Annotated in this window: 14 protein-coding genes and 1 pseudogene; 8 read left to right on the top strand and 7 right to left on the bottom strand. The window is 62.2% G+C overall.

The window, feature by feature from the left end; genetic code table 11:
- From ccoO to LPB73_RS26555, 4 genes are all read right to left on the bottom strand, one after another.
- On the bottom strand, positions 1 to 741 hold the full coding sequence (gene ccoO / locus LPB73_RS26570; protein WP_231078724.1) for a cytochrome-c oxidase, cbb3-type subunit II: 741 nt from the start codon (positions 739 to 741) through the stop codon (positions 1 to 3).
- Positions 742 to 743: 2 nt separating this feature from the next.
- Positions 744 to 2,402: a cytochrome-c oxidase, cbb3-type subunit I gene (gene ccoN / locus LPB73_RS26565; RefSeq protein WP_231078723.1), complete on the bottom strand. Its 1,659-nt coding sequence runs from the start codon at positions 2,400 to 2,402 to the stop codon at positions 744 to 746.
- Between the two features lie 241 nt (positions 2,403 to 2,643).
- Entirely contained in the window at positions 2,644 to 3,018 is a 375-nt protein-coding gene (locus LPB73_RS26560; protein ID WP_068729987.1) for a nuclear transport factor 2 family protein, read from the bottom strand.
- Between the two features lie 93 nt (positions 3,019 to 3,111).
- Positions 3,112 to 4,071, bottom strand: a complete 960-nt coding sequence (locus LPB73_RS26555; RefSeq protein WP_175369242.1) for a tripartite tricarboxylate transporter substrate-binding protein — start codon at positions 4,069 to 4,071, stop codon at positions 3,112 to 3,114.
- A 157-nt stretch (positions 4,072 to 4,228) separates the two neighbouring features.
- Here LPB73_RS26555 and LPB73_RS26550 point away from each other — a divergent pair, with 157 nt between their 5' ends.
- Together LPB73_RS26550 and LPB73_RS26545 are read left to right on the top strand one after the other, a co-directional pair.
- Positions 4,229 to 4,702: a DUF2867 domain-containing protein gene (locus tag LPB73_RS26550; protein WP_231078722.1), complete on the top strand. Its 474-nt coding sequence runs from the start codon at positions 4,229 to 4,231 to the stop codon at positions 4,700 to 4,702.
- A gap of 7 nt (positions 4,703 to 4,709) precedes the next feature.
- A complete protein-coding gene (locus tag LPB73_RS26545; RefSeq protein ID WP_210269350.1) occupies positions 4,710 to 5,252 on the top strand; it encodes a hypothetical protein in 543 nt (180 codons plus the stop codon).
- Here the strand turns inward: LPB73_RS26545 and LPB73_RS26540 are convergent.
- Positions 5,236 to 6,375 carry an FUSC family protein gene (locus tag LPB73_RS26540; RefSeq protein WP_231078721.1) on the bottom strand — a complete coding sequence of 380 codons (1,140 nt, stop codon included), beginning with the start codon at positions 6,373 to 6,375 and terminating at the stop codon, positions 5,236 to 5,238. The genes LPB73_RS26545 and LPB73_RS26540 overlap by 17 nt on opposite strands.
- A gap of 130 nt (positions 6,376 to 6,505) precedes the next feature.
- Here LPB73_RS26540 and LPB73_RS26535 point away from each other — a divergent pair, with 130 nt between their 5' ends.
- Complete coding sequence (locus LPB73_RS26535; protein WP_231078720.1) at positions 6,506 to 7,870, top strand: MmgE/PrpD family protein; 1,365 nt, start codon at positions 6,506 to 6,508, stop codon at positions 7,868 to 7,870.
- A 6-nt stretch (positions 7,871 to 7,876) separates the two neighbouring features.
- Here LPB73_RS26535 and LPB73_RS26530 read toward each other — a convergent pair whose 3' ends face one another.
- Positions 7,877 to 8,164, bottom strand: a complete 288-nt coding sequence (locus LPB73_RS26530; protein ID WP_231081257.1) for a DUF1330 domain-containing protein — start codon at positions 8,162 to 8,164, stop codon at positions 7,877 to 7,879.
- Positions 8,165 to 8,248: 84 nt separating this feature from the next.
- Positions 8,249 to 8,338, bottom strand: a pseudogene (locus LPB73_RS26525) (DUF1127 domain-containing protein); the annotation flags it as partial.
- A gap of 257 nt (positions 8,339 to 8,595) precedes the next feature.
- Between LPB73_RS26525 and LPB73_RS26520 the strand changes: the two are divergent.
- The 5 genes from LPB73_RS26520 (at position 8,596) to LPB73_RS26500 (ending at position 14,558) form a co-directional block, all read left to right on the top strand.
- On the top strand, positions 8,596 to 9,516 hold the full coding sequence (locus LPB73_RS26520) for a LysR family transcriptional regulator (RefSeq protein WP_231078719.1): 921 nt from the start codon (positions 8,596 to 8,598) through the stop codon (positions 9,514 to 9,516).
- A gap of 65 nt (positions 9,517 to 9,581) precedes the next feature.
- Entirely contained in the window at positions 9,582 to 10,184 is a 603-nt protein-coding gene (locus tag LPB73_RS26515) for a 3-keto-disaccharide hydrolase (RefSeq protein WP_089263360.1), read from the top strand.
- Positions 10,185 to 10,288: 104 nt separating this feature from the next.
- A complete protein-coding gene (locus LPB73_RS26510) occupies positions 10,289 to 11,206 on the top strand; it encodes a pirin family protein (RefSeq protein WP_231078718.1) in 918 nt (305 codons plus the stop codon).
- A 66-nt stretch (positions 11,207 to 11,272) separates the two neighbouring features.
- Positions 11,273 to 12,190, top strand: a complete 918-nt coding sequence (locus LPB73_RS26505) for a phosphoribosylaminoimidazolesuccinocarboxamide synthase (protein ID WP_231078717.1) — start codon at positions 11,273 to 11,275, stop codon at positions 12,188 to 12,190.
- 175 nt (positions 12,191 to 12,365) lie between these two features.
- On the top strand, positions 12,366 to 14,558 hold the full coding sequence (locus tag LPB73_RS26500; RefSeq protein WP_231078716.1) for an SLC26A/SulP transporter family protein: 2,193 nt from the start codon (positions 12,366 to 12,368) through the stop codon (positions 14,556 to 14,558).
- The last annotated feature ends 39 nt before the right edge of the window (positions 14,559 to 14,597 follow it).

Raw genomic sequence — 14,597 nt, 5'->3', positions numbered from 1 at the left:
TCACTCTCCCGCCGCAGCCGTTTTGGCCTTGTGAGCCGCATCAGTCAGCTTGCCCAAGATCTGCAAGTAAGCGACCAGCGCATCCATCTCGGTGGGCTCGCCGGGCTGGCCATCGAAGGCGCGCACATTGGTCGCCTCGCCATAGCGCTTGGTGACACCTTCTGCGAAAGGCGTATCCGGCGTGGTCTGGCCATAGGCATCGTTGGATGCGTTGGCGATCATCTCATCCGTATAGGGCACGCCGACCTTGCGCAGCGCGGCCAGATGCAGGCCGAGATCGTCGATCCGCGCCTTCGCCCGCGTGAGATAGGCATAAGACGGCATCACCGATTCCGGCACCACGTCGCGTGGATTGATCAGATGCTTGACGTGCCATTCGTCGGAATATTTGCCGCCGAGGCGCGCGATATCCGGTCCGGTACGCTTCGAGCCCCACAGCATCGGATGGTCGTATTTGGATTCGACCGCGAGCGAATATGGCCCGTAACGCTCGACCTCGTCGCGCAATGTGCGGATCATCTGCGAATGACAGGCGTAGCAGCCTTCGCGGATGTAGATGTTGCGGCCGGCGATTTCGAGCGGCGTATAGACGCGCATATCCGGTGCATCTTCCACCGTCTGATGGATCGTGAACAGCGGCACGATCTCGATGAGGCCGCCGATGCTAGCGGCAATGATGATACCGATGGCAAGACTCATCGTCTTGCGTTCGAGCTTGTAGTGCAGGCCGAACAAACCCATCGCTATTCTCCCGGCTGCAGCGCAGGCACGCCAGCGGGCTGTGCCGCCGGACGATCTGCGGCGCGTTCATCGGCCGGCTGATCAGCAGTGCGGATAGTCATGACGATGTTGTAGAGACCGATCACCGCACCAGCGAAGAAGAAGAACCCGCCGACCGCGCGCGCAACGTAATAGGGCTTCATCGCGATCACTGTCTCGATAAAGGAATAAGACAGCGTGCCGCTGCTGTTATAGGTGCGCCACATCAAGCCCTGGATGATGCCTGAATTCCACATCGCGAAGACGTATGTGAAGAGGCCGGCGACAGCGAGCCAGAAGTGCCATTCGACGAGCGCCGGCGAATACATCCGCTCGCGCTTCCACAGCCACGGCACCGACGCATAGATCGAACCGAAAGTGATCATCGCCACCCAGCCGAGCGCGCCGGCATGGACGTGGCCGACGGTCCAGTCGGTGTAATGCGACAGCGAATTCACCGAACGGATCGCCATGAACGATCCCTCGAACGTGGTGAGGCCGTAGAACACCGCAGCCACCATCATGAAACGCAGCGTCGCATCGTCGCGCACCTTGTACCAGGCGCCGTTCAGCGTCAGCAGAGCGTTGCCGGCGGAGCCCCAGGACGGAATCAGCAGCATCAGCGAGAAAGTCATGCCGAGTGTCTGCACCCATTGCGGCAGCGCCGTGTAATGCAGGTGATGGGAGCCCACCCACATATACATGAAGGTGATGCCCCAGAACGAGATGATCGACATCCGGTAGGAATAGATCGGCCGACCCGCGCGCACCGGCAGATAGTAATACATCATGCCGAGGAAGCCGGAGGTGAGAAAGAAAGCGACGGCGTTGTGGCCGTACCACCATTGGGTCATCGCATCCTGCACGCCGGAAAAGGCCGAATAGCTCTTGGCGTGACCGAACGAGACCGGCATCGCCAGATTATTGACGGTATGCAGAATCGCCACCACCAGGATGAAGGCCATGTAGTACCAGTTGGCGACGTAGATATGTGGCTCCTTCCGCCGCGCCAGCGTCCGCATATAGATGACGAAATAGACGATCCAGACGATTTCCAGCAGAAGGTCGGCATACCATTCCGGCTCGGCATATTCCTTCGACTGGGTGACACCCATCAGATAGCCGGTGGCGGCGAGCACGCAGAACAGATTGTAACCGAGCAGCACGAACCACGGGCTGATCTGATCCGGCAACCGCGCGCGCGAGGTGCGCTGGAGCACATAGAGTGAGGTGCCAATCAGCCCATTGCCGCCGAAGCCGAAGATCACCGCGCTGGTATGCGCAGGACGGATACGGCCAAAGCTCGACCAGCCGGCATCGAACGTCAGATTGGGAAACACCAGCTGCCAAGCAACCCAGTCGCCGATGAACATGCCGATCACGGCCCAGATCATCGCCAGGATGATCGCCAATTTGGTAGGGTCATCGTAATATAGCGCCAGCCGGGCCTCGTCCGGCTCTGGCTCGTAATAGACATAAATGACACCGAAGATGCCGGCGATCCCCGCCAGCATGACAATCGCACCATGGACGCCGAGCGGGTCCTGGCGGCCGGCGATCGCCATCGCGAGGCCGCAAATCGTGAGAGCCAGCAGGATGATGAGCGCGAGCTGCCGCTCCGATTTGGTCAATTGCGCGATCATCCGGTCATCCCCTGCTCGTCTCGCGGCGGCTCGTCAGGCAGGACGCGCAGCGCCCGATCGGCACAGAGCATCCTCACACCATCATGACTAGCTCACTCCGCCGCCACAGCGATTGACTTAGGTCAAGCCCGCGAACGGATTCCGACCGGGATCAATCGCAATTTTTGATACTTACAACCAATGTCGCGCAACCGAACCTGGCGCGTCTCTTCTACAGGCGCAGACAGGATGCCTGCGCCTGTTAGTCCTTCACGTCGTAGCGATAGGATTTCGAGACGATCTGCCAGCCATCGGCCAGCTTCATCGCGATCAGGTAATCGGTGAAGTAACGCGGCGGCAGCTGGCAGCGCACCTTGATGAAGGCTGTCTTGTCGTCGGAGCGATCAATGGTGACAATGAGGTCATCGCGGGTCTTGCCATCGACCTTGCCCGAGGTCCGCGTACGAACCATGGCCATCCAGTCCGGCATAGTCAGCACTTTCAGCTCGCCATTCTCGACCCAGCGCAGATCCGCGGTCGGATGAAAGATCGCGCCAAGCTTGTCGGCATCAGCCTCGTAGAGGCCGTCGAAATAATGCTGGATCACCGCTTCAACGGTCGAACGATCGTAAGCCAAGTTATTCCCCCACCGACAGCCGCACTGAAACTCTTATAACACGAAAGCGATGACGGCCATACTATACCGTTGCATAGGTGGTTCGGCCTTAGATCACTTGCTGTCGCCCAGCATCTTTCGAAAACGTTCGATCTCCTGCGGCACGAAAGCCGCGAGGTAGGCCGGCGCCATTTCGGCATCTGCAGCGGGCATCGAGCCGAGATCGTCGAGCCGTTTCTGATAATCGGGATTGGCAACGGCAGCGCGCATCGCGGCATTGAGCTTCCCGATGATCGGCGCAGGCGTGCCCTTCGGCGCGAACAGCGCATACCAGCCGGATATTTCAAATTGCGGCAACCCCGCCTCGCTGGCGGTCGGAACGTCAGGCAGATGCGGCAGCCGCGTTCTGGATGCCAGCGCAATCGCGCGAATGAGACCGCTCTGGATGGCCGGCGTCACCGACGCCGAGGAATCGCAGATGCCATCGATCTGCCCACCTATCAGATCATTCAGGGCCGGACCGCCGCCGCGATAGCCGACCAGCGTGACATCGATGCCCGCAGCCTGAACGAAAGCCTTGCAGAACAGATAGTTCTGCGAGCCCACACCGGAGTGGCCGATATTGAGACGGCCGGGATTCTGTTTCGCATGCGCGATGAATTGCGCGAGATTGTCGGCCGGAAAATTGCGCCGGATGGCAACCATAGCCGAACTCTTGTTGAACATGCCGATGCCCGCAAAATCCGACGGCGCGAATTTCACATCGGGTGTGAACAGGTAGACCGCAGTATTGGTGCCGCTATTGCCCTGCACGATGGTGTAGCCGTCAGGCGGGGCCTGCGCGACGCGAGCCAGCGCCACGGCCCCGCCCGCACCGCCGATATTTTCGATCACGATGGGCTGACCGAGATGCCGGCTCATCTGTTCGGCAATCAGCCGTGCATTGACATCGGAACTGCCGCCGGCAGCGAATGGCACAACGAGCGTGATGGGGCGGGTGGGATAATCCTGCGCGGATGCGCACAGCGGCGCGATCAGCACCAGACAGAGCGGAGCAAGCCTGAACCAAGCCATCCCAAATCCTCCCTGACCAGGTCTTGTCTAAGTAGATCTTTGCCTGATTTTTCCGTGATCTTAGGGAGTATCCGGTGCCGGCTGCAAAGACATGTTATGCTGCAGAGCGGCGTAACCAACGGCGTGCGGCGCCGTTCCTTGAGTCTACGGAGGTCCTATGACCATCTCCATGGTTCACCCAACGATCGACACCAAGAGCCTGCTGGCCGGCGCACAATTCGCCGACGCCTTCAGTATCACGACCGAAACGACGGACCTGACCGCCCGCGACGCCGCCACCCGCATGCTCAGCCACTCTCCGCCCTGGGTGGACGCCCTGATGCGGCTGCGGGATCTGATCGTTGCGCCCTTCGGGCTGAAGACGGCGCACTCTGCGCGTCACGCCAATGTCGACAAGGTCGGCTTTTTCCCTGTGCTCAGCGAGACGCCGCAGCGTCTGATCGCGGGATTCAATGACAATCATCTCGATTTTCGCGTCGTGGTCGATGTCGCAGCGGACGGTACCGGCCAGCGCGTTACGGCAACGACCGTCGTGCTGATGCATAACTGGCTCGGACGTATCTACCTGACGGTCATCAAGCCGTTTCACCGAATGGTGGTCCGTTCCATGCTGCGGCAGGTCACGCGCTGAATTTGCCGTGGCGGCCGTGGGGAACCTGGGTCATCGCAGCCCGTTAGCCCATATGCCATTTACCGAGATCGATCCGCAGAACGACGAGCTGAAAGTCACGCTGGCGCACGCGTTTGACGCCGCTTGGCAGCCCTTTGTGACGCATGAAGGCGAGTCCGCGGATACGCCCGAGAACCGCCGCCGCCTTGCCGCGCGGATTGTCGCCGTGGCGCGGTCAGGACAGATCGATGAAAAGGCGCTCAGCGAGGCCGGATTGATTTACCTCCGCGTACTCGCCGAGGCGGCGCGGCTTTCCGCCCGCATTCGTGACGTCGCATCTCCCGATCTGGCGCCCCAAGCTGACGACCAACGAAACCAGTCGTTCGGCCCGGAGACGGTCGCTGCGATGTCCACAGCCCTGGATCGCTGCCTCGATGAATTGCCGCTGCGGATTTCATCGGACGCCGTGCAGTTGCTCTCGAGCAGTATTCTCGATGAAGCATCGCGCGGGGAGCGCGACCCGGAAAAGCTGCAGCTCCACGCCTTGGCATTGCTCAAGTCGCGTCAATAGGCTCCTTGCTCACCGGATCCGTCTCGGCCCATTCGGCGACGCAACGTTCGAGATCCTTCAAATTCTGTCGCATTTGTTCCAGCGAAAAGCCGATCGCAAAGAAGCGCTCAGCCACATCGCCGGGTAATCCGCGCGTTAGCCCCTCTTGCCGAAGCGCACCGACCTCTCCTGCATAAGCCTGTAGTGCGGTCTGCACCGGCCAGATCGCCGGCGCGCCGGTGCCGCTGCGCAGTGCTACGGCGGTCGAATGCAGAAACGTCGTCATCGCATCGCTGACCCGCGACAACGGACCCGCCAGCCTGACCTGCAACGCGGATGGCAACGGCACCACCGTGGACCGCCCGATCATGACCAGGTCATGCCGCAGCCGCAGCGTCGTACGCAGCAAGGGACCTGTATCGGGTCCGCGGGACAAATGCGCGGCACGCTCCCGTTCGGCTTCGGCTCCGATCGCATTCAGATTGGTGAGCGCATGGCCGATGCCGTCCTGCAACCGGTGCAGTGCCTCATTGTCGCGCCCGCGCGTCAATGACGCCAGCAGTTCGGTCAACGCCGTTGCGATCAGATCGAGCGCTTCCGCCGAACTGGCCCGGACTTGGCTATGCGCCCGCGACGGCAGCACCAGGAACGACACCAGAAGACCTGTGACGGCACCGACCGTGACTTCGAGCACACGATCGATGGCGGATTCCAGCGGCGTGTTGTGGTTCATCATCGGCAGCAGCAGCACGATGATGGCCGTCACGGTCGCGACATTGAGGCTCGGATTGATCGCCGCGATGAAGGCCAGTGGCGCCACGGAGAGCACAAGCACCGCGAGCAGCGCACCTTCATTGGAATGCGGGATCAGGATCGCAACCGCGCCGCCATAGATGGCGCCGCCGATCGTGCCGACCAGATAATCACGTGTTGCCTTCAGCGACCGCCCGACGCTCATCTGGGTGACGATGATCGCGGTCAGCACGGCCCAGAGCGGCAGTTTGAGCCCGACGGTCAGGGCCACGATCAGCGCAGCAAGCGCGGCGGCCGTCACCCGGATGCCGAGCCCCAGTTCGACCTTGCGCGCCCGGAAAAAAGCAACCGCCCGCTTTAACAATCCGAGGATTTGCTTCGATGCGGACATGTCTCAAATTGATCCTTGAAAGGGATATCGGCGAACCGCTTTCAGCATGGCTGCCCCACGCGTCGCCATGGCCGCTTGAAACGCCGATTTGGTCCGCCTAAGGCTATTTCAACAAGAGTGAGGAAACACAATGGCCAATGAGACCGCAACGCTTGCCGCCTATGTCGCGGACCTGAAGTTCGACGACATTCCACAGGACGTGCTGGAGCGCGCCAAGGTTCTCACCCTCGATTATCTCGGCAGCACCATCCGTGCCCGCAGCGAGGCTGAATCTACCCCCTCACTGCTGAAGATGCTGGAAGCCCTGTCGCTGGACGGCAAGGGCGACTCCACCGTGTTCGGCGACAGCAAGACCTGGACACCCGCCGTGGCCGCCCTGCTCAACGGCGCGCTCGGCCACTCGCTCGATTTCGACGACACCCATGCCGATTCCTCGCTGCATCCGAGCGCCCCCGTGGTACCCGCCGCCTTCGCCGTCGGCGAAATGGTCGGCGCATCGGGCAAGCAGGTGCTCACAGCCATCGTCGCCGGCTATGAAGTCTGCTGCCGGCTGGGCAACGCCCTCGACCCGACCTCGCATTATGCCAAGGGCTTCCACCCCACTGCCACCGCCGGCACCTATGGTGCTGCGGCTGCAGCCGGCAAGTTGTTCGGCCTGTCGAAGGATCAGCTGATTTCAGCCTTCGGCGTGTCGGGCAGCCAAGCGGCGGGTTCGCTGCAGTTCCTCGTCAACGGCGCCTGGAACAAGCGCTACCAGGTCGGCGCGGCCGCCATGAACGGCGTAATCGCCGCGACTTTAGCGCGCAACGACTTCATCGGCGCGACCGAATCCGTCGAGGGCAAGCATGGCCTCCTGGTCGGCTACAGCGACAACGCGCATCCGGAAAAGGCCGTGGCCGATCTCGGCTCGGTTTATGAGACCATGAAGATCGGCATCAAGCCCTATCCGAGCTGCCGCTACACGCATGCCGCCATCGACGCATTGGTGGCGATGCGGCGCGAGCACAATCTGACGCCCGAGCAGGTCAAGCGCGTCGAGATCGGATTGCATCGCAACGGCATCACGCTGACCGGCGACGCCGCCACCAAACGTCACCCGACCTCCATCGTTGGCGGCCAGTTCTCGATGTTCTTCACCGGCGCGCTCGCGCTCGATCAGGGCAGCTTCGGCTGGGACGACTACAAGCGCCTCGGCGACAGCGCGATCAACACGCTGGCCGACCGCTTCGACGTGGTTCAGGACGAACGCCTCGAAGGCAAGCGCCATCCGTTCGGCGCCCGCGTCAGCATCACCACCGAGGATGGCGTGCATGAGCGCATCTATGCCGATCCATCGGGCGAGCCGACATCGTTTCCCGATGCCGCCGCCATGCAGCAGAAGTTCCTGCAGCTCGCGCGCCCCGTGCTGAACAATCGCGCCGAGAAATTTGCGGATGCGATCCTCTCGCTCGAGACTTTCGACCGCGTGGCAACGGCGACGGCGATGGGACGCTAACGGACATCAGGCGCCGTCGATGATGATGAAATCGGCCTCGGCGTATTTTTGCCGGATGGATCTGGCGGTTTCGTATTCCGGGCTACGGTAGCAGGCGGTTGCGGTCGCGCGGTCGGCGAATTCCACCACCACATTGCGATCGCGGGCGTCGCCTTCCATGGTTTCGAAGGCGCCGCCGCGCACGATGAACCGTGCGCCGAACTTGTCGAACGCCGGCTTGGCCGCAGCGAGATATTCCGGATAACGGCCGTCGTCGCGCACCGAGACGCGGACAATCCAGTAGGCTTTCGACATCATGGCTCTCCAGTTTTGATGTGATCGTTGTGGCGCGTCGTCGTTGCTGTGGCGGGTCACCGCATCAATACCGGCGCGGGCCACGCCGATATCGCGCAATTCGTAATCGCTCATAGAGCGTAGTTCGTCACGCGCCTGTTGCCGCTCGCGCAGACATCGCCAGCCGTGACGCATGGCCGCGATGGCAGCGATCGCGACCGAACGCAACATCTGGCCACGCTCAGCATGAGCGCGCCGGATGATGGATCGCCTTAGCGCGGTCCATTGCAGCGGCGTCAGGTGGCGCGCGCCGTACGCGTGCGGTTCGGGTTCATCGTCGATCATGCCACCCCTCTCCGCTTACGCTGTGACGTTGGCCATGATGGTTTACCCGGCGCTTTTCATCCCATAAAATGAATAATCAAGATCATTTCGATCTCATGGAGAGATGTATGGATCTGTCCGAGCTGCGCATCTTCCGCGCCGTTGTGCGCGAAGGCGGTGTGACGCGCGCCGCGGAACGGTTGCACCGCGTGCAGTCCAACGTGACGACGCGGGTGCGTCAGCTCGAGGACGATCTCGGCACGGCGTTGTTCGTGCGCGAAGGCAAGCGCCTGCATCTGACGCCCGCGGGCCAAACGCTGCTCGGCTATGCCGACCGGCTGCTGGCGCTGGCCGACGAGGCCCGCGACGCGGTGCAGGACCCACGGCCGCGCGGCGTCTTCCGCCTTGGCGCCATGGAGAGCACCGCGGCGGTGCGCTTGCCCGGACCGCTCAATGAATTTCACCGCCGCTATCCCGACGTGCAACTCGAAATGCGCATCGGCAATCCGGAGACCCTCGCGAAAGGCATCCTTGCCGGTGATCTCGACGCCGCCTTCGTGGCCGAGCCGATTGCCGCGGCGCCGTTCGACCGCATGCATGCGTTCGACGAGGAGCCGGTGATCGTGTCGTCGCCACGCCATCCGCCGATCGGGCGCAAGGACAGCGCGCCGCGCTCGGTACTGGTGTTCGAGAACGGCTGCCCGCATCGCAAGCGGCTGGAAGACTGGTATGCAAAGCGCGGCGAGATGCCCGAGCGCACCATCGAACTCGGCTCCTATCACGCCATGCTCGGTTGCGTAGTCGCGGGTATGGGCATCGCGCTGCTGCCGGAAAGCGTGCTGTCGACATTCCCGGAGGGCAAGCGGCTCACCGTGCATCGCCTGCCGCGCGGCGAGAATCACGCCGAGACGGTGCTGATCTGGCGCAAGGGCGCGGCTTCGCCGAACGTCCAGGCAATGCAACAGGTGCTGCTGAACGAACGAACGACCCGCGGCCCTGCAGCTAAGCGCAAGGCATCAAGCGTTAACGCACCGCACAATGTGAAGTAGATTTACAACCGCATTCTCCCGTGGCTAACGTCACGCCAATAAAAAGCAAACAGGAGGAGACCTTTATGTTGCGCGTTACAGCGATTGCAGCCGGATTCGTTATCGGCGTTGCGGCTCTTACGACAATCCAGCCTGCCATGAGCCAGTCTGACGGCTGGGTCACGCTGGTCGATAGCACCAAGATGGGCGACTGGGACAAGGTCGGCGACGCCAACTGGGAAATGAAGGACGGCGCGCTCGCCGCCGACAAGCTGCTCTCCGGCAAGGATCTCGCTTATCTCGTCAGCAAGACGCCCTACAAGGATTTCCAGATCAAAGCCGAGTTCTGGACCGATGCCGAAGCCAATAGCGGCATCTTCATCCGCTGCGATAACCCGAAGGTGATTGATGGCAAGACCTGCTACGAGGTCAACATCTTCGACAAGCGGCCCGACCCGTCCTACGGCACCGGCGCCATCGTCGATGTGGCCAAGGTCAATCCGATGCCCAAGGCGGCGGACAAGTGGAACACCTATGAGATCACGGCGAAGGGCCCGAAGCTCACGGTCATCCTGAACGGCGAAAAGACCGTCGATGTCGAGGACACCAAGCACGCCGCCGGCCCGATCGCCCTGCAATACGGCTCCGGCGTGGTGAAATTCCGCAAGGTCCAGATCAAACCGCTGTAAGCACAGCCATTCCTCAGTCCGGACGGAGCGATCCATCCGGGCTGAGCCCCTTTTACCCGCCCCGCCAAATGCTGCTATGATGGACCCAACCCTATGGAGCCCTCATGAGCTGGCAACCTTCAGAAGATCCGATCCTCGGCGACGCGCAGACCTGCGACGCGCTGGAGCTTGTGATCGTGCCGCGCACCCGCGATCTCGGCGACGGCTTCCTCGTCCGCCGCGCCCTGCCCCACGGCAAGCGCCAGATGGTCGGCCCGTTCATCTTCTTCGATCATTTCGGCCCGATGCAGTTCATCTCCGGCAAGGGCATGGATGTGCGACCGCATCCGCATATCGGTCTCGCCACCGTCACCTATCTGTTCGACGGCGCGATCATGCATCGCGACAGCGAGGGCAATGTCCGCGAGATCCAGCCGGGTGCCATGAATCTGATGACCGCCGGAAAGGGCATCGCCCATTCCGAGCGCACGCCGGACGTGCAACGCCGCGACGGCCAGAAGATGCTGGGCCTGCAGAGCTGGATCGCGCTGCCCAAGGGCTCCGAGGAAATCGCGCCGTCGTTCCAGCATTATGCCGCGGACAGCCTGCCGACCATCACCGATACCGGCTTCACCGCACGCGTGATCGCCGGCAAGGCGTTTGGCAAAGCGTCGCCGGTGTCGATGGTGTCGCCATGGTTCTATGCAGAAGTGGCCGTCGAGGCCGGCACAAGCGTGCCGCTCGATCCCGACCATGAGGAACGCGCAGTCTATGTGGTCGATGGCGAGGTAGAGATCGCCGGCGACCGCCATGAGGGGCCGCAACTGCTGATCTTCCGGCCCGGCGACGCGATCACCATCAAGGCGACGCGCAAGACCCGCATGATGTTCCTCGGCGGCGACGCGTTGGAAGGGCCGAGGCATCTGTGGTGGAATTTCGTGTCCTCCAGCAAGGAACGCATCGAGCAGGCGAAAGAGGACTGGAAGACCGGCCGCTTCGCCCATGTGCCCAACGAACACGAATTCATCCCGCTGCCGGAATAGGCCCACTCCTTCATCACGCCGCCGCCGGCCAGACGCCGGACGACTCTGCTTTCGAAAGACCCTGACATGACCACAATGGCCACCAGCGACCTGCCCCTCCCCAAGATCGGTCGCGGCAAGGTGCGCGATATCTATTCCGTCGGCGACGACCGCGTGCTGCTGCTGACCACCGACCGCATCAGCGCCTTTGACGTGGTCATGAACGAAACCATCCCGATGAAGGGCGCGGTGCTGACCCAGATCAGCGCCTGGTGGTTCAACCAGCTTGGCGGCGTGGTCCCGCATCACATGATCTCGGCGGATGCCGACGAGATCATCGGGCAGGTGCCGGCGCTCGCAGGTCACCGGGCCGCTTTGGCCGGTCGCGCCATGCTGTGCCGCCGCACCACCGTCTTCCCGATCGAGTGCGTGATCCGCGGCTACATTTCGGGTTCGGCCTGGAAGGAATATGCCGCGTCAGGCACGCTGGCCGGTGAGAAGCTCGATGCCGGGCTGCTCGAAAGCCAGAAATTCGCCGAGCCGGTGTTCAGCCCGGCCACCAAGGCCGAGACCGGCCATGACGAGAACATTACCATCGCCCGGATGCGCGAGATTATCGGCGAGGAGGATGCCTTCACGCTCGAGAGCATGACTCGCGCCGTCTACACCCAGGGTGAAGAGATCGCCCGCGAGGCAGGCATCATCATCGGCGACACCAAGTTCGAATTCGGCAGGGAAGGCAGTGGCCGCATCATCCTGATCGACGAGGTGATGACCCCCGACAGCTCCCGCTTCTGGGCCGCCGACGTCTATAGACCGGGCCAGCCGCAGCCGAGCTTCGACAAGCAGCCGCTGCGCGACTATCTCGACATCGAGCGCCGCGCCGGCCGCTGGAACGGCGAAGCTCCGCCGCCGCCGCTCCCCCCTGAGGTGATCGACGCCACCAGCAAGCGCTATTTGGAGGCCTATCGCCGCCTGACCGGCACGGAGCTGGTCATCAACTAACAAACTGACCGTCTTTCCCGCGGACTGTCATAAAAATAGTCTTGTCCGTACATCTCACCGTCGTCTACCAGAGACGGCGGCGGTTGCGCCTGTCGCGCAGCGCTCCTACAGGTTCGCGCGTGACATACTTCCGGCCCGCACTCCTCATCGCCCGTCATTGCGAAAGTAGCCGCCCATGACTGACTCCCTTGTCAGCCCGGGCGTGTTGCACGCATGGCGTAATGACGTGTTCGGCGGCCTGATCGCCAGCGTCCTCACCATCAGCTTCGGCCTGTCCTATTCGGTGCTGATCTTCACCGGGCCGCTGGCCTCGCTGCTGCCCTACGGCATTGCCGCGACCTTCATCTCTGCAAGCGTCATAGCCGCCGTGATCGCCCTTGGCAGTTCGTTCCCCTTCGCGGTCGCCGGCCCCGAGAGCTCGACCGCAGCCGTCACCGCCATCCTGGCGGCGGCTCTGGTCGAGCACATCGTTACGGCCGATGCACCGTCTGCCTTGCTTGGCCCGGTGCTCATCACCCTATCCTCGGCCACGATCATCACCGGCATTGTGCTGTGCGGCTTCGGCGTTACCCGCATGGGACGCGCTATCCGCTATGTGCCCTATCCGGTGATCGGCGGATTTTTGGGAGCCACCGCCTGCCTGATCGTCACCGGCGCCATTCAGGTGATCACCGGCTACAAGCTGCAATGGGCGAACCTGGCAAAACTCGCCAATCCGATGATGTTCTACGAGTTGCTGGCCGCGGTAGCCGTCGCACTCACCATCTATGCGACCTGGCATCGGTCCCGTAAGCCACTAGGCCTGCCGATGATTCTCATCGGGAGCGTCATAGCGGCTCATCTAGTTTTCAAGATCGCCGGTGTGTCCGTGATCGAGGCCCAGGCTATGGGCTGGACCTTCGCATCGCCGCCCAAGGCCAACCTGACCTTACCCTGGGCCTTCTTCAGCGACGGCTATCCATGGCAGGCGCTGCCCGGACTCATCGGCAATTTCATCGCTGTGATCTTCGTGACGGCCGTGAGTACCCTGTTCAATACGACGGGCCTCGAAGTCGCCGCACATCGGGAAGCCGATATCGAACGCGAGCTCAATGCGACCGGGGCGGCCAATATCCTGGCCGGGGTACTGGGAGGCTATGCCGGCTGCATCTCGATCAGTCGTTCGCTCCTGAATCGCAACAGCGGTGCCACGGGGCGGCTTTCGGGCCTCACCGTCGCGGCGGCAGCCGCGCTGATGCTCGTCGTCGACCCCGCGCTGCTGGCCTATATGCCGCGCTTCGTGCTCGGCGGCCTATTGCTGTATCTCGGCTTGGAGCAACTTCATCGCTGGATCGTCGACTCCCGCAAGCGGCTGTCGCTGCTCGACTACCTGTCCCTGTTGGCAATCATCATCATTATTCTCACATGGGGGTTCGTGGCCGGCGTGCTGATCGGCATCGTGATCGGCTGCGCCACCTTTGCGCTCAGCGTATCGCGGGTATCCTCGATCAAATACGGTTTCGATGGCTCCGAATATCGCAGTTCGCTCGATCGATCACTTGAGGATCAGCGTACGCTGGCGGCGCATGGCCGCGAAATCCAAGGCCTTAACCTGCAGAGCTATTTGTTCTTCGGCTCGGCCAACCGGCTCTATCTGCATGTCAAGGCGCTGCTGCGCCGTCATCCCGAGTGCCGCTATCTCGTCTTCGACTTCAAGCTGGTGACGGGCATCGATTCGTCGGCCGCCCACAGCTTCGCCCAGATCAAGCGCATCGCCGAAGGCCACGGCACCACGCTGGTGCTCGCCAATCTTCATCCCTCAGCCAATCGCAATTTGCGCGCCAGCCTGTTCATCGATGACGCCGTCAAGGTTATGGGCGAACTCGATCATGCGCTGGAGTGGTGCGAGAACGAGGTGATCGCGCGGCATCGTGGGCTCGCCGAAGAAGAAGCCAACTTGCGCGACTGGTTCACCAAGATCCTGCGCACCGCCGACGATTCGGAAGAACTGATGCGACGCTGCCAGCGCGTCGAGGTCGTTGCCGGCGAGATCATCGTTCAGGCCGGCGACGCCGCCGATTCCATGCACTTCATTCTGGACGGCCGACTCGGCATCATGGTGCCGGCGGGCGATGGCAAGCTGACGCGGGTGCGCAGCCTCGGGCGTTACACGACAGTGGGCGAAATGGGCCTTGTCGCCTATGCACCGCGCAGCGCCACCATCCAGGCAGAGATCGCCAGCGTGCTGTATCTGCTGCGCGCCGACGCCTTCGAGGACATCAAGCAGAACCATCCGGCATTGAGCCAGAAACTGCTGACCTATTTCGTGTCTGTGATGGCGGAGAGGCTGGCTTTTGCGAGCCGGATGATTGCAGTGTTGCGAAGGTAAGAATAGCCGACACAGCGCATCTGAAACAGACGTCATGAT

The sequence above is a fragment of the Tardiphaga sp. 37S4 genome (assembly GCF_021044645.1).
GTDB classification, from domain to species: Bacteria; Pseudomonadota; Alphaproteobacteria; order Rhizobiales; family Xanthobacteraceae; genus Tardiphaga; species Tardiphaga robiniae.
Note: the sequence above shows the minus strand (reverse complement) of the source record. Positions and strands in the feature narration are given on the sequence as shown.